This window comes from Amycolatopsis sp. NPDC000009 (assembly GCF_055563465.1).
Window position 1 is genome coordinate 1 of record NZ_JBVHDI010000016.1, and the last position, 20399, is coordinate 20399.

19 protein-coding genes are annotated in these 20399 nt (G+C 68.3%); 6 read left to right on the top strand and 13 right to left on the bottom strand.

The genetic code is table 11. From position 1 onward, the window contains the following. Positions 1–312 precede the first annotated feature (312 nt). Entirely contained in the window at positions 313–1587 is a 1275-nt protein-coding gene (gene tyrS / locus ACZ3HL_RS31990; protein WP_465413136.1) for a tyrosine--tRNA ligase, read from the bottom strand. A gap of 32 nt (positions 1588–1619) precedes the next feature. Next, a complete protein-coding gene (locus ACZ3HL_RS31995) occupies positions 1620–2255 on the bottom strand; it encodes a DNA-3-methyladenine glycosylase (RefSeq protein WP_465535137.1) in 636 nt (211 codons plus the stop codon). A 120-nt stretch (positions 2256–2375) separates the two neighbouring features. Here ACZ3HL_RS31995 and ACZ3HL_RS32000 point away from each other — a divergent pair, with 120 nt between their 5' ends. Genes ACZ3HL_RS32000 through ACZ3HL_RS32010 form a run of 3 tightly spaced genes read left to right on the top strand, consistent with a single transcriptional unit; the run spans position 2376 to position 4257 of the window. Then, entirely contained in the window at positions 2376–2951 is a 576-nt protein-coding gene (locus ACZ3HL_RS32000) for an SRPBCC family protein (RefSeq protein ID WP_465535138.1), read from the top strand. Then, the gene (locus ACZ3HL_RS32005; RefSeq protein WP_465535139.1) at positions 2948–3619 is read left to right on the top strand and encodes a DUF4166 domain-containing protein; all 672 of its coding nucleotides are present in this window, start codon (positions 2948–2950) and stop codon (positions 3617–3619) included. Before ACZ3HL_RS32000 ends, ACZ3HL_RS32005 begins: the two co-directional genes overlap by 4 nt. Further along, positions 3619–4257: a TetR/AcrR family transcriptional regulator gene (locus ACZ3HL_RS32010; protein WP_465535140.1), complete on the top strand. Its 639-nt coding sequence runs from the start codon at positions 3619–3621 to the stop codon at positions 4255–4257. The genes ACZ3HL_RS32005 and ACZ3HL_RS32010 overlap by 1 nt, the downstream gene beginning before the upstream one ends. Positions 4258–4317: 60 nt before the next feature. Here ACZ3HL_RS32010 and argH read toward each other — a convergent pair whose 3' ends face one another. From argH to argC, 8 genes are all read right to left on the bottom strand, one after another. Further along, positions 4318–5733 (bottom strand): argininosuccinate lyase, encoded by a 1416-nt coding sequence (gene argH / locus ACZ3HL_RS32015; RefSeq protein ID WP_340688374.1) that lies wholly within the window; start codon positions 5731–5733, stop codon positions 4318–4320. Between the two features lie 28 nt (positions 5734–5761). Then, positions 5762–6115: an argininosuccinate synthase gene (locus tag ACZ3HL_RS32020; protein ID WP_465413126.1), complete on the bottom strand. Its 354-nt coding sequence runs from the start codon at positions 6113–6115 to the stop codon at positions 5762–5764. After that, the gene (locus ACZ3HL_RS32025; RefSeq protein WP_034321647.1) at positions 6105–6626 is read right to left on the bottom strand and encodes an arginine repressor; all 522 of its coding nucleotides are present in this window, start codon (positions 6624–6626) and stop codon (positions 6105–6107) included. The genes ACZ3HL_RS32020 and ACZ3HL_RS32025 overlap by 11 nt, the downstream gene beginning before the upstream one ends. 73 nt (positions 6627–6699) lie before the next feature. Further along, the gene (gene argF / locus ACZ3HL_RS32030; RefSeq protein WP_465413124.1) at positions 6700–7626 is read right to left on the bottom strand and encodes an ornithine carbamoyltransferase; all 927 of its coding nucleotides are present in this window, start codon (positions 7624–7626) and stop codon (positions 6700–6702) included. A 16-nt stretch (positions 7627–7642) separates the two neighbouring features. Then, a complete protein-coding gene (locus ACZ3HL_RS32035) occupies positions 7643–8836 on the bottom strand; it encodes an acetylornithine transaminase (protein WP_465535141.1) in 1194 nt (397 codons plus the stop codon). Continuing rightward, positions 8833–9753 (bottom strand): acetylglutamate kinase, encoded by a 921-nt coding sequence (argB, locus tag ACZ3HL_RS32040; RefSeq protein ID WP_034321637.1) that lies wholly within the window; start codon positions 9751–9753, stop codon positions 8833–8835. The genes ACZ3HL_RS32035 and argB overlap by 4 nt, the downstream gene beginning before the upstream one ends. Beyond that, positions 9750–10910 (bottom strand): bifunctional glutamate N-acetyltransferase/amino-acid acetyltransferase ArgJ, encoded by a 1161-nt coding sequence (gene argJ / locus ACZ3HL_RS32045; RefSeq protein ID WP_465535142.1) that lies wholly within the window; start codon positions 10908–10910, stop codon positions 9750–9752. Before argJ ends, argB begins: the two co-directional genes overlap by 4 nt. Next, complete coding sequence (argC, locus tag ACZ3HL_RS32050) at positions 10907–11935, bottom strand: N-acetyl-gamma-glutamyl-phosphate reductase (protein WP_465535143.1); 1029 nt, start codon at positions 11933–11935, stop codon at positions 10907–10909. Before argC ends, argJ begins: the two co-directional genes overlap by 4 nt. Positions 11936–12072: 137 nt before the next feature. On the opposite strand from argC, the gene ACZ3HL_RS32055 reads away from it, so the two are divergent. After that, a complete protein-coding gene (locus ACZ3HL_RS32055) occupies positions 12073–13038 on the top strand; it encodes a helix-turn-helix transcriptional regulator (RefSeq protein ID WP_465535144.1) in 966 nt (321 codons plus the stop codon). Between the two features lie 42 nt (positions 13039–13080). Here ACZ3HL_RS32055 and ACZ3HL_RS32060 read toward each other — a convergent pair whose 3' ends face one another. Further along, on the bottom strand, positions 13081–13575 hold the full coding sequence (locus tag ACZ3HL_RS32060) for a helix-turn-helix domain containing protein (RefSeq protein WP_465535145.1): 495 nt from the start codon (positions 13573–13575) through the stop codon (positions 13081–13083). Between the two features lie 205 nt (positions 13576–13780). Here ACZ3HL_RS32060 and ACZ3HL_RS32065 point away from each other — a divergent pair, with 205 nt between their 5' ends. Next, a complete protein-coding gene (locus tag ACZ3HL_RS32065) occupies positions 13781–14230 on the top strand; it encodes a DUF6294 family protein (protein ID WP_465535146.1) in 450 nt (149 codons plus the stop codon). 263 nt (positions 14231–14493) lie between these two features. Here ACZ3HL_RS32065 and ACZ3HL_RS32070 read toward each other — a convergent pair whose 3' ends face one another. Next, positions 14494–16080: an alpha/beta hydrolase gene (locus tag ACZ3HL_RS32070; RefSeq protein ID WP_465535147.1), complete on the bottom strand. Its 1587-nt coding sequence runs from the start codon at positions 16078–16080 to the stop codon at positions 14494–14496. Positions 16081–16265: 185 nt separating this feature from the next. Here ACZ3HL_RS32070 and ACZ3HL_RS32075 point away from each other — a divergent pair, with 185 nt between their 5' ends. Continuing rightward, on the top strand, positions 16266–16958 hold the full coding sequence (locus ACZ3HL_RS32075) for a DNA alkylation repair protein (RefSeq protein WP_465535148.1): 693 nt from the start codon (positions 16266–16268) through the stop codon (positions 16956–16958). On the opposite strand, the gene ACZ3HL_RS32080 is transcribed toward ACZ3HL_RS32075, so the two are convergent. After that, the gene (locus ACZ3HL_RS32080) at positions 16939–20313 is read right to left on the bottom strand and encodes a tetratricopeptide repeat protein (RefSeq protein ID WP_465535149.1); all 3375 of its coding nucleotides are present in this window, start codon (positions 20311–20313) and stop codon (positions 16939–16941) included. The genes ACZ3HL_RS32075 and ACZ3HL_RS32080 overlap by 20 nt on opposite strands. Between the last annotated feature and the right edge of the window lie 86 nt (positions 20314–20399).

Below are 20399 nucleotides of genomic sequence, written 5' to 3' on the forward strand. Positions count from 1 at the left end.
GGAACCTCAAACGAGGTTCAAATACATAAGCTCTACTGGCTTAGTTCACTAGCACACTGTTGAGTTCTCAAGCAACACACCCCAGATCGCACCGCCATCACAGCGGCCTTATCCGAAGCAGTCATTCCTAGCAGTTTTTGGTGAGACACCCACTCAATCGCCCTGAGCGAGAGCTTGGTTCGTGTCCCGGTCGGCCACCCGGTTTCCCTGGCGACTTGGAGAACTTTACACGCCCCGGAAGGGCCCGAAACAGGGGGGTACCTTAACTGCGTTTCCGCAGGTCAGAGCCCCTGTTTCGAGCCTGGGCCGCGGTCAGCCCCCGACGCGCACGCCGGCGACGTTGCGCTTGCCCTTGCGGACCACGAGCCAGCGGCCGTGCAGAGCGTCTTCCGCGGACGGCTTCCACTCCTCGTCGGCGATCTTCGTGTTGTTGACGTACGCGCCGCCTTCCTTCACGGTGCGGCGCGCGGCGCCCTTGCTGTCGACGAGCCCGGCCGCGATCAGCAGGTCGACGATGGTCGACTCGCCGTTCGGGTCGACCTTGCCGTTCGGCACCTCGGCCATGGCGGCGTCGAGGGTGGACGAGTCGAGCTCACGCAGCTCCCCCCTGCCGAACAGCGCCTGGCTCGCGGCGATGACCTGACGGGTCGCTTCCTCACCGTGCACCAGGGTCGTGAAGTCCTCCGCCAGCTTCCGCTGCGCGGACCGCAGGTGGGGGCGTTGTTCGGTGTCCTCGGCCAGCGCCGCGATCTCCTCCTGCCCGAGGAAGGAGAACATCCGCAGGTAGCGGATGACGTCGGAGTCGGCGACGTTCACGAAGTACTGGAACCACGCGTACGGGGAGGTCATCTCCGGGTCGAGCCAGACGCTGCCGCCGCCGGTGGACTTCCCGAACTTGCGTCCCTCGGTGTCGGTGACCAGCGGCGCGGTCAGCGCGTGTGTATGGCCACCGTCGGTCCGGCGGATCAGGTCGACACCGCCGACGAGGTTGCCCCACTGGTCCGAGCCGCCGATCTGCAGCTTGCAGCCGTACTCGCGGTGCAGGTGCAGGTAGTCCTGCGACTGCAGAAGCAGGTAGCTGAACTCGGTGTACGACATGCCGTCGGCCTCGAGACGCCGCTTCACCGTCTCGCGGTTCAGCATCATGTTGACCGGGAAGTGCTTGCCGACGTCGCGCAGGAACTCGACCACGGTCTGCTTGCCGGTCCAGTTCAGGTTGTTCTCGATGACCGCGCCGGTCGGCGAATCGTCGAAGTCGACGAAGCGCTCCAGCTGCCCGCGGATCCGGTCCGCCCATTCGGCGACGGTGTCCAGCGTGTTGAGGGTGCGCTCACCGGTGTCGCGCGGGTCGCCGATCATCCCGGTCGCGACGCCCGCCAGCACGATCGGCCGGTGACCGGCGCGCTGGAAGCGGGAGAGCATCAGCAGCGGGACCAGGTTGCCGGCGTGCAGGCTGGGCGCGGTCGGGTCGAATCCGCAATAGAGCGTGAGAGGTCCTTGGTCGAGGTCTCGCCGCAGTGCTTCGAGGTCGGTGGATTGCGCGATCAGGCCGCGCCAGGTCAGCTCGTCAAGGATGTGCTCGCTCACGCCTGTAGATCCTCCCGCACCAGGTCAACCGGCTATCGGCCGGGGGCGGCCGCCCGTCGCTTGCCGCCCCGGCGGTAGGTGGAGACCGCGGGCGATCCGTCGATCCAGAACCGCCACGGCGTGTCCATCGCCATCGCGACGCCGACACGCGGCCCCGTGCGGATGTCCGCTTCGGGAACGCGTTCGCCGGGGAACAACCGGACGGGTGATGCCGGGTCGGTCAGGTCGACGCCGTTCTCGGCGCGGTCGATGCCGAGCACCGACGTGAGGATGGCCGGCCCTTTGGCGAGCTCGCCGTTGCCTCGTGCCGACGGCCTGCGCGCCTTTGCGATGTCCGCACCGGACACCACCTCCCCGGCACGCAGCAGCACGGCGCCCGGCTGCCCGTCTTCCGTGCCGACGACGTTCGCGCAGAAGTGCATGCCGTAGACGAAGTACACGTACAGGTGCCCCGCGGGTCCCCACATGACCGCGTTGCGCGGCGTCTTGCCGCGATAACAGTGCGACGCGGGGTCGTCGAGCCCCCGATAGGCCTCGACCTCCACCAGGCGGACGGCGACGGTGCCGTCCGGACCGGTCGCTTCGATCACCGCGCCGAGCAGGAGTGTGGACAGCTCCACCGGATCCAGCGCCAGCTCGCGGCGGGTGAACTGCCTGCCGGTCTCCACGTTCCGCACTCCCCTTTACGTCGCGTTCTCCCAGGCCGACCTTAACGGGCGAGGTATTGAGCGATCGCTCAAACATGCTCTACAGTGCTTTTGAGCGGACGCTCAAAACGAGGGGGATCCATGAGTCGAAGAGCGCTTTACGTCGAAACGGTGATCCGCACCGACCTCGACACGCTGTGGCGGTACACGCAGGACCCGCGTCTGCACGCGCGCTGGGATCTCCGCTTCTCGCAGATCGAGCCGGTCGCGGGTTCGCCGGGACGGTTCCGGTACACGACCGAATTCCTGGGGCTCGTCGTCAGCGGGACCGGAGCACACGCCGGGGAGAGCACGCGGCCGGACTGCGGCCGGACGTCCGCGTTGCGGTTCGCCTCCGCGGATCCGCTGTCGCTCATCAAGTCCGGCTCGGGGTACTGGCGCTACACCCCGGTCGACGGCGGCGTCCGGTTCGTCACCGGCTTCGACTACATCACTCGAGGGGGTGTGGCCGGCAGATTCGCCGATCTGTTGTTCCGGCCGCTCTTCGGCTGGCTGACGGCGTGGTCGTTCGACAGGCTCCGCCTGTGGCTCGAGACCGGCGCGCCACCCGAAGAACTCCCGTTGCTCTCGCCCTCGGCGGGGCGCTGCCGCCGGAGTCCGCGGCCGGGCAAGGACGGCATCGCACCTCGCCTCCTCGACACCCTGGAGCAGGCATGATCTTCCGAAAGGCACTGGGCGCCGGCTTCGAGTCCCTGCATCCGCGGATGCGCGAACGACTGTCGCTGGGCACTGAGAACGGCGTCGGGATGATCGGCGTCGGCGTGATGGACGAGATCTGGCGCGGCTCCGCGTTCGCGACGCCGTTCCTGCGGCTCGGCGCGTCGAGGCACATCCTGTTCCCGGAACGGGGCCGCAACGTCCCCTTCACCATCGAGAACTATCCGTACGTCGACTCGCTCGGCAGGGAGACGGTGTCGTTCGTCCGCACCTTCGAACTGCCGGAACGACGGCGCCGGTTCGACGCGCAGATGATCTACAGCCCCGATCGCGGGAAGATCGTCGACTATCTGGGGACACATCAGCACCTTGCCGTCGATCTCGACATGACGGTGCGGCCGGACGGCGGCTTCCACATCCGGTCGGAGCAGTTCCGTATCAGCGAAGGTCCGCTTCGGTGTGTGGTGCCACAATCCGTCGTCGGTGTGGCCGAGGTCGACGAGTGGTTCGACGACGAGAGTGGGCTCTTCCGCATCGAGATCCGGGTGACGAACCGGCGGTTCGGGCCGCTGTTCGGCTACCGGGGCGCTTTCGAGGCACGATTCGTCGATCTGCGGCCGGGGGTGAGCGGCGCGGTGAAGCCACTGCGTGAGAAAGTCCTGGACTGATGAACGGGCCCAGCACGAAACAGCGGTTGATCGACGGAGCGCTGGAGACGATCCGCACCAGCGGGATCACCGCCGTTTCGGCCAGGACCGTCGCCGCCGCGGCGGGTACCAATCAGGCGCTGATCTTCTACCACTTCGGCAGTGTCGAGGAGCTGATCGCGCAGGCCTGCGTGACGGCGACCGAAAGCCGCGTCGCCCACTTCCGTGATCGGTTCGCCGCCGTGACCACGCTCGGCGAACTGCTGGATCTGGGCCGGATCATCCACACGGAGGAACGCGCCGAGGGGAACATGACGGTCCTCGCACAGGCGCTCGCCGGCGCACAGGGCGGCGGACGGCTGGCCGAGGCGACACGGCAGGCACTGGACAACTGGGTGCGCGAAGTCCGGGTCACCCTCGACCGTGTGCTGACCGATTCGCCGGTGCTGGAGTTCGCGGAGACCGAGGGGCTCGCCCACGCGGTCTCCGCCGGTTTCCTCGGCCTGACGTTGTTCGAGTCGGTCAATCCCGAGGGCAGCGAACAGGCATTGGCGGCGTTGGAGCAGCTTGCCGTCCTGGTCGACGTCTTCGAAGGGCTCGGCCCGGTCGCCACCCGTGCGGTGCGGGCGAAGCTCCGGAAGACCACGAAGCGATCTTGAAGCGCGTGAAGGCCCCCTTCACTCGGCTGAGCCGAGGGAAGGGGGCCTTCACGCGAGAGGTCAGCTCAACCAGGCGCGGTGTTCGGCGACCCGCGCGACCAGCCGGTCCCGCTGTTCGGCGACCCGCTCCGGAGCGGTACCGCCGCGGGCGTTGCGCGAACTCACCGAGCCTTCGACGGTCAGCACCTCGCGCACCGCGGGCGTCAGGGCGGGGTTGATCTTCTCGAACTCCTCGTCGGTCAGTTCGTCCAGGCCGACGCCGCGGGCCTCGGCGACGCGGACGCTCTCCCCCGCCGCTTCGTGCGCGACACGGAACGGAACGCCCTGGCGCACCAGCCATTCGGCGATGTCCGTGGCGAGGGTGAACCCGGCGGGCGCCAGTTCGGCGAGCCGATCGGTGTGGAAGGTCAGCGTCTCGAGCATGCCCGCGATCGCCGGGAACAGCAGTTCCAGCTGCTCGACGGAGTCGAAGACCGGCTCCTTGTCCTCCTGCAGGTCACGGTTGTACGCGAGCGGCTGCGCCTTGAGCGTCGCGAGCAGACCGGTCAGGTTGCCGATGAGCCGTCCGGCCTTGCCGCGGGTCAGCTCGGCGACGTCGGGGTTCTTCTTCTGCGGCATGATCGAACTGCCGGTCGCCCAGGCGTCGTCGAGGGTGACGTAGCCGAATTCGGCGGTGTTCCAGATGATCACCTCTTCGGCGATCCTGGACAGGTTGACCGCGAGCATCGCGACGTCGAAGGCGAACTCGGCGACGAAGTCCCGCGAGGCGGTACCGTCGATCGAGTTCTCGACGCTGGTGTCGAAGCCCAGTTCCTCGGCGACGGCCTCCGGGTCGAGGCCGAGCGAGGACCCCGCGAGCGCGCCGGAGCCGTAGGGCGATTCGGCGGTGCGAGCGTCCCAGTCACGCAGCCGGGTGACGTCGCGCAGCAGCGACTGGCCGTGTGCGAGCAGGTGGTGCGCCAGCAGGACTGGCTGGGCGTGCTGCAGGTGGGTGCGGCCGGGGAGGATCGCGTCCGGGTGCCGCTTCGCCTGCGAAACCAGCGCGTCGACGACGCCGAGGGTGCCCGCGACCACTCGCCGGGCGGCATCCCGCAGCCACATCCGGAACAGCGTCGCGACCTGGTCGTTGCGCGAACGGCCGGCCCGCAGCTTGCCACCGAGTTCGGTGCCCGCCCGCTCCAGCAGACCGCGTTCGAGCGCGGTGTGGACGTCCTCGTCGGCGACGGTCGGGGTGAACGCGCCCGACTCGACGTCCTGCGCGAGGGTGTCCAGCGCGGCGAGCATGCCGGTCAGCTCGTCTTCGGTGAGCAGCCCCGCCTTCCGCAGCACTCGCGCGTGGGCGCGCGACCCGGCGATGTCGTACGGCGCCAGCCGCCAGTCGAAATGGGTCGACGCGCTCAGCGCCGCCATCGCCTCCGCCGGCCCGCTGGCGAACCGGCCACCCCACAGCTGCACCGGCTGCTCATTCCCGCTCACGACACTCCTCGAATTCTTTCGGTTCTCTTCAGGCGACTGACCGGTCGAAGGTAGCGCCTGTGGTGAAGTCGTACAGCGCGCGCTCGTCGCGCGCGGAGTTCACGACCGCGTTTCCGCGGTGCAGGACCAGCCGCACCTCGCCGGACACCCGCCCGGTACTGACCTTTTGCAGTTCCTCGTGCGCGGTGACCAGTGCGATCGCGGCCGGTCCCTCGTAGATCTCGCGTCCCTTGAGCCCGAAGGCGCCGACACGCAGGTTCAGCTGCTGGAAGGCTTCCAGCAGTGTCACGGTCTCCCCGTCGATGGCCACCGGCACACCTTCGTCGAAGGTGACGACCAGCTTCTCCGGGTCGTCCGGGAAGGCGAACCCGTCAGGCGTCACCTTCGGTCTCCTCACCGCCGTCCACTGTGGACGACCGTCGGGCCAGCGCCATGAAGCGCTCGGCCAGGTCTTTGCCGGACAGCGGTTCCCTCGCGATCACCGCGACCGTGTCGTCGCCGGCGATGGAACCGACGACCTCCTCCAGCGCCGCCCTGTCGATGGCGCTGGCCAGGAACTGCGCCGCGCCCGGCGGGGTGCGCAGTACCGTCAGGTTGCCCGACGAGTCCGCCGAAACGAGCAGTTCGGCGAGCAACCGCGAAAGGCGCGACGTGCCGCCTTGCACCCCGCGCACCGGACTGCCGTCCTCGGGGATGACATACACCGGTGCGCCGGAATCGGCACCCCGGAGCTTCACCGCGCCCAGTTCGTCGAGGTCCCGCGAAAGCGTCGCCTGTGTGACGTCGATACCCTCCGCGGCCAGGAGCTTCGCGAGCTCGGTCTGGCTGCGGATGGCCATCGTGGACACGAGTTCGGTGATCCGGGCCTGCCGGGTGACTCGGCTGCCGGTCATCGTCGCTTCTCTGTGCCAGTGCGGGACACCCACACCCGGTCGGCATGCGCGAGCGAGGCTTCGCCAGTGTGGCTCACGATGCCTCCTTGCCAAGCAGCCACACCAGCAGCGCCTTTTGCGCGTGCAGCCGGTTCTCGGCCTCGTCCCAGACCGCGCTCGCCGGGCCGTCGATGACCTCGTCGGTGATCTCCCAGCCGCGGTGCGCGGGCAGGCAGTGCAACACGATCGCCTCGTCCGCGGCGCGACGCATCAGCGCCGAGTTGACCTGCAGCTCGCGGAACGGGCCGACGCGGTCGAGACCGTCGTTCTCCTGGCCCATGGAGGTCCAGGTGTCGGTGACGACGACGTCCGCGCCTTCGACTGCCGCGTACGGATCGGTGAAGACCGTGGTGCTGCCGCCGGTCTCCGTCGACCGGTGCTTCGCGTCGAGCATGACCTGCTGATCCGGCTGGAAGCCCTCCGGCGAGACGACGCGGACGTGCATCCCGGCCGTCGTCCCGCCCAGCAGCAGCGAATGCGCCATGTTGTTGGCGCCGTCGCCGAGGTACACCAGGGTGAGCCCGGCGAGCTTGCCCTTGCGCTCGCGGATGGTCATCAGGTCGGTGAGCACCTGGCACGGGTGGAACTCGTCGGTGAGCGCGTTGATCACCGGGATGCTCGCCGCCGACGCCATCGCGTCGATGCGCTTCTGGGCGAAGGTCCGCCAGACGATCGCGTCCAGATACCGCGAAAGCACCCGTGAGGTGTCTTCGATGGTCTCTTCACGGCCGAGCTGCATGGAGCGGCCGTCGACGATGACCGGGTTCCCGCCGAGCTGGGCGATGCCCACCTCGAAGGAGAACCGGGTCCGGGTGGAGTTCTTCTCGAAGATCGCCGCTACGGACTTGCCCTCCAGCGCGCGGGAGCTCAGCGGCTCGGCTTTCAGCTGGTCGGCGAGGTCCAGGATCTCGGCCTGTTCGGCGGGGCTGAGATCGTCGTCACGGAGGAAGTTGCGGAGCATGCGTTTCGTCTCTGTCCTAGGTGGTGGTGGAATCGAGCGCCCCGGGAAGGGCTTCGAGGAATCCCGTGGCCTCTTCGGCGCTCAGGATCAGTGGCGGTGCCAGCCGGATGGTGTCGGGTGCGATCGGGTTGACCAGGTAGCCCGCGTCCTGCGCGGCCTTGGCGACTGTCGCCGAGACCGGTTCTCGCAACGCGATGCCGAGCAGCAGCCCCGCACCGCGGACCCCGGACACCAGCGGGTGACCGAGCTCCTCCACCCGGGAAGCGATGTCCTTGCCCAGCGCGGAGACGTGGTCGTTCAGGTTGTCCTTGGCGATGGTCTTGAGCACGGCGAGCCCGGCGGCGCAGCAGACCGGGTTGCCGCCGAAGGTGGTGCCGTGCTGGCCCGGCTTCATCAGCTCCCCCGCCTCGCCGATGCCGATGACCGCGCCGATCGGCAGCCCGCCACCGAGACCCTTGGCCAGCGTGATGACGTCCGGGACGATGCCGGTGTGCTGGAAGGCGAACCACGCGCCGGTGCGGCCGATGCCGGTCTGCACCTCGTCGAGGACCAGCAGGGTGCCGGTCGCCTTGGTGATCTCCCGGGCGGCCTGGAGATAGCCGTCCGGCGCCGGGACGACACCTGCCTCACCGAGGATCGGCTCGAGGAACACCGCCGCGGTTTCGTTGTCCACCGCGGCGCGAAGTGCGGCGACGTCACCGTAGGGAACGTGGGTGACGCCCGGGACCAGCGGCGCGAAGGCGTCTCGCTTCGACGGCTGACCGGTGAGCGAGAGGGCGCCCATGGTGCGCCCGTGGAACGCCCCTTCGCAGGCGACGATCTTGGTCCGGCCGGTCAGCCTGCTGATCTTCAGCGCGGCTTCGTTGGCCTCCGCGCCGGAGTTGACGAACAGCACTTTCGCGTTGCCGGACAGACCAGCGACGTCCAGGAGGGTTTCGGCCAGTTCTACGGCGACGGGGTTCACGTAGAGGTTCGAGGTGTGCCCGAGCTTCGCGACCTGCTCGGTGACGGCGGCGACCACGGCGGGGTGCGCGTGGCCGAGCGCGTTCACCGCGATGCCGCCCAGCAGGTCGACGTACGGTTTGCCGTCTGCGTCCCAGATCTTCGCGCCTTCACCGCGGACCAGGGTCAGCGCCGGGGTGCCGTAGTTGTCCATGAGGGACGACTTCCAGTGCTCCTGGCCGTCTACATTGGACTGGTACGTGGTCACGGGAGCTCCGTTTCGGGGAAGACCATGGTACCGATACCGCGGGAGGTGAAGACCTCCAGCAATACCGAATGGGCGATGCGGCCGTCGATCACGTGCGCCCGGCGGACGCCGCCGCGGATGGCGCGCACGCAGGCCTCCATCTTCGGGATCATGCCGCTGGCGAGGCCGGGCAGCAGGGTTTCGAGACGGTCCACGCGGATCCGGTCGACCAGCGAACCGCGGTCCGGCCAGTTGGCGTACAGGCCCTCGACGTCGGTGAGCACGACGAGTTTCTCCGCGCCGAGCGCCGCAGCCAGCGCACCGGCGGCGGTGTCGGCGTTGATGTTGTGCACGACGCCGTCGACGTCCGGGGCCACGGTGGACACGACCGGGATCCGGCCGGCGTTGACGATGTCGAGCACCGCGTCCGGGTTGACCTCGGAGACCTCGCCGACGAGCCCGATGTCGACCGGCACACCGTCCACAGTGGCCTGTTTGCGCTCGGCGGTGAACAGCCGCGCGTCCTCGCCGGAGATGCCGACCGCGTACGGGCCGTGCGCGTTGATCAGGCCGACCAGTTCACGGCTGACCTGACCGGTCAGCACCATGCGGACGATGTCCATCGTCTCGGGTGTGGTGACACGCAGGCCGCCCTTGAACTCGCCTTCCACGCCGAGCCGGTTGAGCATCGCGGTGATCTGCGGGCCACCGCCGTGCACCACCACCGGCCGCAGCCCGGCCATGCGCAGGAAGACCATGTCCTCGGCGAAGGCCTGTTTGAGGCTCTCGTCGATCATGGCGTTGCCGCCGTACTTGACCACGACGGTGGCGCCGTGGAAACGCTGCAGCCAGGGCAGCGCCTCGATGAGAATCGACGCCTTCTCGGCGGCGGTGGCGAGCCGCTCGTCCGCGGGGACGGTGGATTCGGAAGGGCTCATGACGAGTACGCGCTGTTCTCTTCGACGTACGCGTGCGAGAGGTCGGTCGTGTAGATCGTCGCCCCGCCTTCGCCGAGTCCGAGGTCGACGACGATCTGGATGTCCCGCCCGGAGAGATCCGCCTCGGAGCGGTCCGCCGCGGTGGTGCCGTTGGCGAAGAGGGTGACGCCGTTGATCGCGATGGCGACCTTCTCCGGGTCGATCTTCGCGGGCACCCGGCCCAGCGCCATGGCGATGCGGCCCCAGTTCGGGTCCGAACCGAACAGCGCGGTCTTGACCAGGTTGTCCTCGGCGATCGTCCGGCCGACGGCGATGGCGTCCGCCTCGCTCGCCGCGCCGGTGACCGTGACGTCGACGTACTTGGTCGCGCCTTCGGAGTCCGCCCGCAGTTGCAGGACGAGGTCGAGACTGACGGCGGTGAGGAGCTTGGTCAGTTCGGCCTCGGTCGGTTCGACGCCGCTGGCGCCGGACGCGAGGACGAGCACCGTGTCGTTGGTGGACGTACCGCCGTCGACGTCGAGCCGGTCGAAGGTCACGCCGGTGGCGGCGCGCAGGGCCTTGTCCAGGACTTCGGGCGTGACGACCGCGTCGGTGGTGAGGACCGACAACATCGTCGCGAGGTTCGGGGCGAGCATGCCGGCGCCCTTGGCGAACCCGCCGACACTCCAGCCGCTGTCGTGCTTCGCGACCGCCTGCTTCGGCTTGGTGTCGGTGGTCATGATCGCGGTGGCCGCGGCGAGGTCTGCCTCGGCACCAGTGCCGAGGCTCCCGAAGGCGGTGTCCACGCCGGAAAGCAGCGCGTCCATCGGCAGCCGTTCGCCGATCAGGCCGGTCGAGCAGACCGCGACCTCGATCGCGCCCGCTTCGAGGAGCTCGGCGACCTTCTCGGCGGTCTTGTGAGTGTCCTGGAAACCGCCGGGGCCGGTCGCGGCGTTCGCGCCGCCGGAGTTGAGGACGACGGCCTTGAGCCGCTGTTGCTTGAGTACTTCCTGCGACCACAGGACGGGCGCGGCCTTGATCACGTTTCGGGTGAAGACGCCGGCCGCGACCTGCAGCGGCCCGTCGTTGACGACGAGCGCGAGGTCGAGCTTGCCCTCGGCCTTGATCCCGGCGGCGACGCCCGTGGCACGGAATCCCTTCGGCTGGGTGACGGTCACGGAGCGACTCCTACGGTCGGTAGTCCGGTGGTTTCCGGGAGGCCCAGTGCGATGTTCATCGACTGGACGGCACCTCCCGCGGTGCCCTTGGTCAGGTTGTCGATGGCCGCGACCACGATCAGGCGCCGCGTGTCGGCGTCGACGGTGACCTGCAGCTGGACGTTGTTCGAGCCGACGACCGAGGCCGAGGACGGCCACTGGCCCGCGGGGAGCAGCTGGACGAACGGCTCGGTGGCGTACGCCTTTTCGTAGACCTCGCGAGCGCCGTCGGCGTCCAGGTCCGTCTTCAGCGGAGCGCTCGCGGTGGTGAGGATCCCGCGCGGCATCGGGGCGAGCACTGGGGTGAACGAGACCTTGACCCGCTCACCCGACACCGCGGAAAGGTTCTGCGCGAACTCGGGAGTGTGCCGGTGGGCCCCGCCGACGCCGTACGCGGTGGCCGAACCCATCACCTCGGAACCGAGGAGGTTCGGCTTCAGGCTCTTGCCCGCGCCCGAGGTCCCGGTGACGGCCACGACGTTGACCTCCGGCTCGACCAGGCCCGCGGCCAGCGCCGGGGCGAGGGCGATCGAACCGCCGGTCGGGAAGCAGCCGGGGACCGCGATGCGTTTGGTCCCGGCGAGGCGCTCGCGGGCGCCGGGCAGTTCGGGGAGCCCGTACGGCCATTGCCCCGCGTGGTCGCCGCCGTACCAGCGCTGCCAGTCGGCCGCGTCCGTGAGGCGGTGGTCCGCGCCGAGGTCGATCACCAGGACGTCCGGGCCCAGCTGCGCGGCGATGGCGCCCGAGTGGCCGTGCGGCAGGGCGAGGAAGACGACGTCGTGCCCGGCCAGGGTCTCCGGGGTCGTCTCCAGCAGGACTCGGTCCGCCAGTGGCGCGAGGTGCGGCTGATGCTGGACGAGCGGCGTCCCCGCGGAACTGGCCGCGGTGAGCGCGCCGATCTGGACTTCGGGATGGGTCAGCAGCAGGCGCAGGAGTTCGCCACCCGCGTACCCGCTGGCTCCGGCCACCGCGATCTTCACCGTCATACGCATGATTATGCACTCCCATGCAAGTTCAATCAAACAAAGTCGTGTGGCTCACCCGATACGGGACTCAGTGGTTGCCTTCGGGGTATTCGGCGGACTTCCGATGGTGACTGCTTGGTATCGGCATCCTTGAGCGCATGACCGACACGCCCGCCCGGCTGCTGAGCCTGCTGTCACTCCTGCAAACCCCTCGCGAGTGGCCTGGTAGCGAGCTCGCCGAGCGGCTGGAAGTCAGTCCGCGGACCATCCGGCGCGATATCGACCGCTTGCGTGAGCTCGGTTACCCCGTCGAAGCGTCACGGGGTTCCGAAGGCGGCTACCGGCTGGGCGCCGGCACGGCGATGCCGCCGCTGCTGCTCGACGACGAGGAGGCCGTCGCGATCGCGGTCGGCCTCCGGAGCGCCGCCGGGCAGGCGATCTCGGGAATCGAGGAGTCTTCGGTGCGGGCGTTGGCCAAACTCGAGCAGGTGTTGCCGTCGCGGCTGCGGTATCGCGTCGGCGCGCTGGGCGCCGCGACCGTGCCGATCCCGGGCACCGGATCCGCCGTGGACCCGGAACACCTCACGGTCTTCGCGGGCGCGATCGCCAACACCGAACGGACCCGGTTCGCCTATCGCACCGGCGACGGGACCGAATCGCGGCGGCACGTGGAACCGCACCGGCTCGTCTCCGCCGGACGCCGGTGGTACCTGCTCGGCTACGACCTCGACCGGGACGACTGGCGAATCTTCCGCGCTGACCGGATCTCGGAACCGCGGGCGACCGGTGGCCGGGCGACGCCGAGGCAGCCACCCGCGAAGGACGTGGCGGCCTATGTCACCGACAAGATGTACAGCCTCCTTCCCACCTACAGCGCACGCGTGACCCTGCACGCACCGATCGGCCAGGTCTCCCCCGCGATAGGCGAGGGATCCGGCGAACTGGAATCGATCGACGACGAGACCTGCGTTTTCCACGCGGGCACGGACACCCTCGACTGGCTCGCGTTCCGGATTCTCGGGCTCGGCTGCGAATTCACCGTGCACGAACCACCGGAACTGATCGGTCACCTCAGGGAGATGGCGGCCAGGGCTCAGCGCGGAACGATGTCCACAGTGGACTGACGGCGGCCGCGAAGGCTTGCCCGCCCTCGCGACCGCCCTGGTTCAGCCGAGTTCACCTACCTCTCGCCTGCTCGGCGGGATCGGGAGATACGCACCCCGGCGCTCCGGGTCGCAGCCGACCCTGGGCAACCGGGCACGGATCCCGCCCGGTGTCCGCTCGAACCGCCGTGCGATCTCCTCGACACTTTCCCCGGCCAGCCAACGGCTTTCCAGTTCCGCGTCGAGCTCGTCGGACCACGGCGAGCCCTGATGGGCGGGACGGTCCGCCGATCTTCGGCGGCCACTCCTGCCGTTGCCCCGCCCGGCGAACGCCAGGAGGGTGTCCGAAAGGACGGTCGCCAAGGCCGGTACGGCTTCGGCGTCGATATCGAGCCTGCCTTCGGCGACAGGCTCCTCCTGCGGTCCGGCTCCGCCGACCATGACGGTCACCCAGCGGTCTTCCCCGGCCGCGCCGCCACCCTCACGGGCGGCGACCTCGATGCGATAAACGGTGTCCTGCACTCGGATCTCGGTCCGGTGCTCTTCGACGATGGTCATGCCGGGGACGCTAACGGGCGGCCCCGACAGTTTCCCGGCGTGGCGAGGGGATTCGGTGCATGACCGGAACTTTCACCGCATTCGGGGACGAGAGGATGCCGGTCACGCACTATCGGCCACCCCTGTTGCCGCACCTAAGTGATCCTGACCGCGGTCACCCGCGCGTTAGCTTTGCTCATCGGTTGTCTTACGAAGGGGAGGAAACATGAGGACCAAAGCAAATCGGTTGTCGCTTTTCGTGACAATGCTCGTGCTCACGATCGGGACCGTCTTCGCCACGCCCGCCTCGGCCGGGACGACGGGGTCCACCACCGTGCAGGCCACCTGCACCGGAGCGGATTCCTGCTGGTTCACCTGGGGTCGCATCCAGGCGGGCGACTGCACGATGGACAACGCGAAATGGACGCTCAGACGCAACGGCAGCGCTTCGTTCGAAGCGACGATCGTCAGCAGCGACAGCAACGACGCCTGGCTGATGTGGGTGAACACCCTGGACAGCAACGGTATCGTCCTCGGGCCCATCCATCACGGCGGTGACACCAAGTTCGTCAAGGGCACCGTCAAGAACGTGTGGCACTGGTGGTTCGCCGAGGGGTCGTTCGACGCCGGGTTCTTCGACCGCATCCACAGCATGCGGATCACGAGCCACTGCTGAGGGGCTGACGAACCAAACCTCGACGGCCATGCCGCGAAAGCCACTTTCGGGACATCTGAGGTCGCGAAAGTGGCTTTCGCGACACGCCCTCGACAGGTCGGGCCAACCACCCACGACCACCGCCGCCGCACGTTGCGAAAGCCACTTTCGCAACGTCGAAGGTTGCGAAAGTGGCTTTCGCAACATCCGGCGCGGCGGTCCGGCCACAAGAAGAACGCCCCGGTCCGAAAACCCGGACCGGGGCGTTTCCGCGGCGAAAAGGCTCAGAAAGGCAGCGCCTGAGCCAGCGCCTCCTTCTTCACCTCGGTGACCGACGAAGGCACATCGGACTTGGCGGCCGCCGAAGCACCGGCGGGAACCGGCGCCGGGACCGGCGAGCACTGCACGTCCGAACCGTTGCCCGGCTTGCGCACCGGCAGCTTCCCGGTCAGCAGGTAGTCCGCGATCTTGTCGTCCACACAGGACACACCGGACAACGAACCCGAGTGCGTCGTGCCGCCCGGAGCGCTGATCAGGCTGGAGTTCGGGTAGCGCTTGCGGACCTCGAGGCTGCCGGGGTACGGCGTCGCGGCGTCGTTCTCCTCGTTGACCAGCAGGATGCCGGGGACCTTGCTCCCGTCGATCTCCACCGGCTTGCCCGGTTTGGCCGGCCAGTCGAGGCACGGCGCGTTGAACCACGCGTTGCCCCACGTCTCGAACGGCGCCCGGAAGTGCGTGACCCAGTTGTCGAACTTCCAGCGGGGCCAGCTCTGCGGCCACGCCACGTCGGTGCACTGCACGGCCGCGTACACCGCGTAACCGTTGTCCTGGCCCGGCGGGTTGGAGTCGTCGTACAGGCCCTTCAAGGTCTGCCAGTCACCCTTGTGCACCCAGCCGGAGAAGGCATTCGCCATGTCTTCCCAGCCGAACACGTAGTAGCCGGCCTGCAGGAAGATGTCCGTCCACTCGGAGCCGCCGATGACGCCGCCCGCGGGCTTGTCGTACAGCTTCTTCTGCTCGGCGTACCACAGCTTCTCGACCGCAACCGCGGTCTTGCCGAGGTGGTAGACGTCGTCGTACTTCGCGAGCCAGCCGAAGTAGATCTTGATGTTCTTGTCGAAGGCGACGTCCTGGTTCAGGTTCGCCTTGTACCAGACGTCGCGGGGGTCGACGGTGCCGTCGAACACCATCCGCCGCACGTTCTGCGGGAACAGCGTGCTGTAGACCTGCCCGAGGTAGGTGCCGTAGGAGAAGCCGTAGTAGTTGATCTGCTTCTCGCCCAGCGCCTTGCGCAGGCTGTCGACGTCCTTCGCCACATCGATGGTCTTGATGTGGTCGAGGATCGCGCCGTTCTTGGCGCACGCCTTCGCGTAGCCCTTCGCCTTCTCACGCCACGCCGTCTCGATGGCGCGCGTGGTCGGCACGTACTGCGGGCGGTTGTAGGAGGCGTAGTTCCCGTCGCAGGTCAGGGACGGCTTGCTCTCCCCAACGCCGCGCGGGTCGAAGCCGATCCAGTCGTACTCCTCACCCGCCTTCTTCGGGACCGCCCTGCCGAGGGTCGAGAGGCCGAGGCCGGAACCGCCGGGCCCGCCCGGGTTGACCAGCATGACACCCTGCGACTTGGCGGCCTTGTGCTTCACGCGCGAGACGGCGATCGAGATCTTCTCGCCGCCGGGTTTCGCGTAATCCAACGGGACCTCGAGGAAACCGCATTCCGCGCCGGCCTTGACCAGGCTCGGGCGAGTACAGGCTCCCCAGGAGATGGGCTTCGGATCGAAGTCCGACGCCGAGGCGGCCGTGGCGGAGGGAGCGAGCGCCATGGTGCCGACGCCGATCCCCGCGACCGCCAGGGCGGCAACGAATTTCTTCACTGTGTTCCTTTTCGTCCGCGTTCGACCCGGTCGGGCCGAAGCTACCGAGAACCGGCTTCAATCTCGCTGACCGACACGTTGACCGCCATCCCTCTTTAGTCGGTATCCGATCCTCGATCCGGGCATATCAGTCTTGTCGGTCCCCTGTCGTACGCTCGCGGCGCCCACTGGGGAAAGGAGAACGCGTGGACGAGGTGAAAAGCCTGGTTTCGGCGGTTCGCAACGGTTTGGCCGGGCTGGCCGATCCGGAAAAGGCTCCGTCGATGCGGGCGTACATGAAGTCGGAGATGTCGTTCCTCGGTGTGGCGTCCCCGCCTCGGGCGGCCCTGCTGAAGCGGGTTTACGCCGAGCATCCGCTACCCGATCGAGTGAGTTTCTCGACGGCAGTTCTCACCTTGTGGCGCGAAGCGGAATTCCGCGAGGAGCGCTATGCGGCGATCGCCCTGTCCGGCCATCGTGCCTACGCCCGCTGGCAGGACGGCGATCTGCTCGGCCTCTACGAGGAGATGATCGTGACGGGCGCCTGGTGGGACTACGTGGACGAAGTCGCGATCCGCCGGGTCGGCCCGATCCTGCGGGCGGAGCCGGAGACGATGACCACGCTGATGCTGACCTGGGCATACGACGAGGACAGGTGGCGTCGCCGCACCTCGGTCATCTGCCAGATCGGCGCCAAGGGCGGAACGGACACCGACCTGCTCACCCGTGCCGTCGAAGCCAACATCGACGACAAGGACTTCTTCCTGCGCAAAGGGATCGGCTGGGCCCTGCGCGAGTACGCGAAGACCGAGCCGGACTGGGTGCGTGCCTTCGTCACCGCGCATCCCGCACTGTCCACTTTGTCCAGAAGGGAGGCGCTCAAGCACCTGGGAGGTTGAGCACCGGCCTGGGGATGAGGGCGATGAGATCCTCGATCACTCCGCCGAGTTCGGGCATCAGCACTCGTAGCGCCTTGAGATCGTGAAGCAGCTCCAAGCGCGTTTCCTGTGGCGCGCCCTTCTCGAGAAGGGCCTTGAGGTCACGGGTCATTTCTTCCTCGCGCCCGAGCACGAGGAGGTAGAACAGCGGCTGGAGCTGGACGTCCCAGTCGAAGGCGCCGGTCGCGATCCGGGCGTTGGCCTTGTCGAGGCCTTCGTTCAGCGCTCGGTGGGCTTTCTCCGTTTGCCCGGTCTTCAGCCAGACGAGCGTGAGGAGGTTGTGCGCCCAGCCGAATTCCGGTGCGAGTGGGGCCAGAAGCGTCTCTGCCTCGTCGGTCTCCCCCGCGAACAGCAGGGCCTCCCCGAGGCTCTCGCGGTATTCGGTGTCCTCCGGATCCGTGGCGACCAGTTCGCGCAGCTCCCGGATGGCCTCCTCGTACTCACCGGCCCGGCGGCGGATCTCCGCGCGGAGGGCGCGGGCGCTCTCGTCATGCCCTGCTTCCAGCGCGCTTTCCGCATCGGACAACGCGCCTTCCTGATCACCGAAAAGAAGGCGGTGCCGGGCGCGCCGGTACAAGGCGTACCCGCCGTCCTGTCCCAGCCGCGCTCCTTCGTCCAGTGCTGCCCGGGCTTCGTCATGCCGGTCGAGGTCGCCGAGGATGTCACCGCGGGTGGTGTGGAAGAAGGCCATCTCCGGATTCGCCGACACGGCGACGTCGATGTCGGCGAGGGCCGCCGGAGAATCGCCGGAGCGCTGATGGGCCAGCGCACGCCAGGTGTGTGCCCACTCGTTGCCGGGGTCGAGTTCGATCGCGCGGCTCAAGGAGTTCACCGCGGCACCGTTCTCTTTGAGCCTGCTGAGCATCACCCCACGCTGGAGATGGTTCTCGGCGTCGTCGGGGGCCAGCTCGATGGCCCGTTCGAAGTCGGCGAGTGCCGTGCGGTGCTCGTCCAGATTGTGGTGCGCCTGACCGCGCATGTAGTACGCCCACTCGTAGTCCGGGTCGAGCCGCAGCGCGGCGGTGAAACCGTCGACGGCGAGCCGGTACCGCTCAGCGCGGTGGTGGAACGCGGCCCGGATCGCGTGGGCCCTGGCGCTGCCGGGGTCCGCCGCGACGATCGCGTCGAAGGCCGCCGACGCGGCGTCCCCGTCTTCCGTCCGCTCCAGGAACAACGCCAGCTCGGTCAGGTAGTAGACGTCTTTGGGGCGGAGGGCGGCGGCCGCGCGGTGTCCGGCGAGCGCTTCGTCGTCGTCTCCCAGCTCGGCGAACAGCGTGGCCCGGTAGTGAACGGCCCAGGCGTAGTCGGGGTCGAGCCGGATCGCGATGTCTATCTCGTCGATCGCCTTCCGGATATCGCCGCGTTTGAAGTGCACCTCGCTCCGGATCGAGTAGGCCCACCTGTGGTCGGGCTGGAGACGGACGGCCTCGTCGAGATCCGCCATCGCGCCGTCGAGGTCGCCGAGTTCGGCACGGGCGGAACCACGTCCGCGCCACGAATAGGCGTAGGTGGGGTCGAGCTCGATCGCCCGGTTCAGATCCGACAGCGCCCGTTCCCAGTCACCCTCGTTGCGGAACAGGTTGCCCCGATCGCTCCACGGGTAAGGATCGGCGGGGTTCAGATCGAGAGCCCGGTCGAAGTCCCGCTTCGCCGCGGCGACGTCATCTTGCCCTTCGTAGGCCCACGCACGGCGCCGGATCACCGTGGAGAGCCGGGCCGCGTCGAGTTCGCCGGCGCCGGCGAGCGCGTCGAGCACCGCTATCTCGCCATCACCGACGGCGGCGGTCAGCCGTTGGCCCCAGCCCAGTACCGAGGGCGCGTCCGCGTCGGCACCCGCCTGCTCCATCATGCGCGCCCAAGTGCGTGCGGGGGCGGTGCCGCTGGTGATCATCTCGGCCGCGCCGAGCAGCGCGTCCGGCAGGGCTTCGGCCGGGGCGCCACAGAGCCGGTGGTAGGTCTGTTCGAGCTTCCTCTTCTGCCAGCGCTCGTCGCTCCACGCGTCGCGGTGGTGGCTCAGGCCGAGTTCGGCACAGCGGCCTTCGTAGTACTCGCTGAGCCGAAGGTGGCGTTCGGCGAATTCGGCGGGCGAACGACCGCGTTCCATGCGCACCATCGGGCCGCGGACCACCGGGTGATAGCGCACCGGGAGCTCACGGCGCCCGACGAACGGCAGTTCCCGCAGCCAGCGGAAGATCTCGCCCGCGCTCTCCTTCCCGGTCAGCACACCGATGACGTCTTCGTCCAGGAAGCGGGGCAGCGACGCCGTGGCCGCGATGTCCTTCCTGGCCTTTTCGGGAACCCAGTGCAGGAAGCGTTTGACCGCGTCGTCGCTCGGGTCACCGACGGCATCCGCCTCGGCGGGGTTCCCGCGAGCCAGCATGGCGACCAGGACGGGCAGGCCGTCCGTCAGCCGCAGCACGATCTCGACGACCTTTTCGTCGGTGATCCCGTGCTCGGCGAGCAGGCGGCGTGCCTCCGGCTCGGTGAACGGCCGGAGTTCGATTTCGCGCACCAGCGGCGCGTGCCGGTTCCATTTCGCCTCGTCCAGCGGGAACTGACCGGCGACGGTGAGCACCAGGTTCTGCGGCAGATCGCCGTACAGCCCGGAGAACAGGTCGAGCAACCACGTCTCCAGCACGGGTGCGGTGCGCTCGAAGGTGTCGAAGAACAGCGCGATCTGCTTGTTCTCCGGAATACGCCACAGATCCTCGATGAACGGTTTGGTGAGCTCCCCGGCCGGCTCCAGGAGAAGCTGGACATCGGCCTTCCGCTTGAATTTCGCGGCGAGGTAGACCTGGAGTTGCTCCAGCTGTTTGGCCGTCGCGTCCGCGTCGATGGCGTCGGCGGCGATACTCCCACCCGGAAGGGACTTCGCGACCCCGAGGCCGGCCTTGACGACGGTCTTCGTCACCAGTTCGCGCCCGGCGGCCGGAGCCTGCGGATCACTGTGCAGCCGTTCCCTCGCCTTGAGATAGGTCTCGTAGCGCTTCTCGAAGCGGCGCATCTCGTAGCCGCCGCGCGCGAGATCCTTCGCCAGCTTGACCAGGGTCGCGGGCAGATCCTGCTGCCGGTCGTCGGCGAACCCGACGGCGGCACGGGTTTCCTCGGCGATACCGCGAAGCTGGTCGAGAAGGAAGGATTTGCCCACCCCCGCGAGACCGTGCACCGCGAACAGATACCGGCGGCGCCGGTCATCCCCCGGCAGCCCCAGATTGACCCGGAAGTCCTCGCGTTCCCCGACCCTGCCGACGAAACCGTCGCTCAGCCGGGCGCGGGCGATGTCTTGGATACTGGACCGACCGTCTGGACGTGACACAAGTCCTCACTTTGCCACATCCGTAGCGCGTGAAGGCCCCCTTCCCTCGGCTGAGCTGAGGGAAGGGGGCCTTCACGGGACTACAG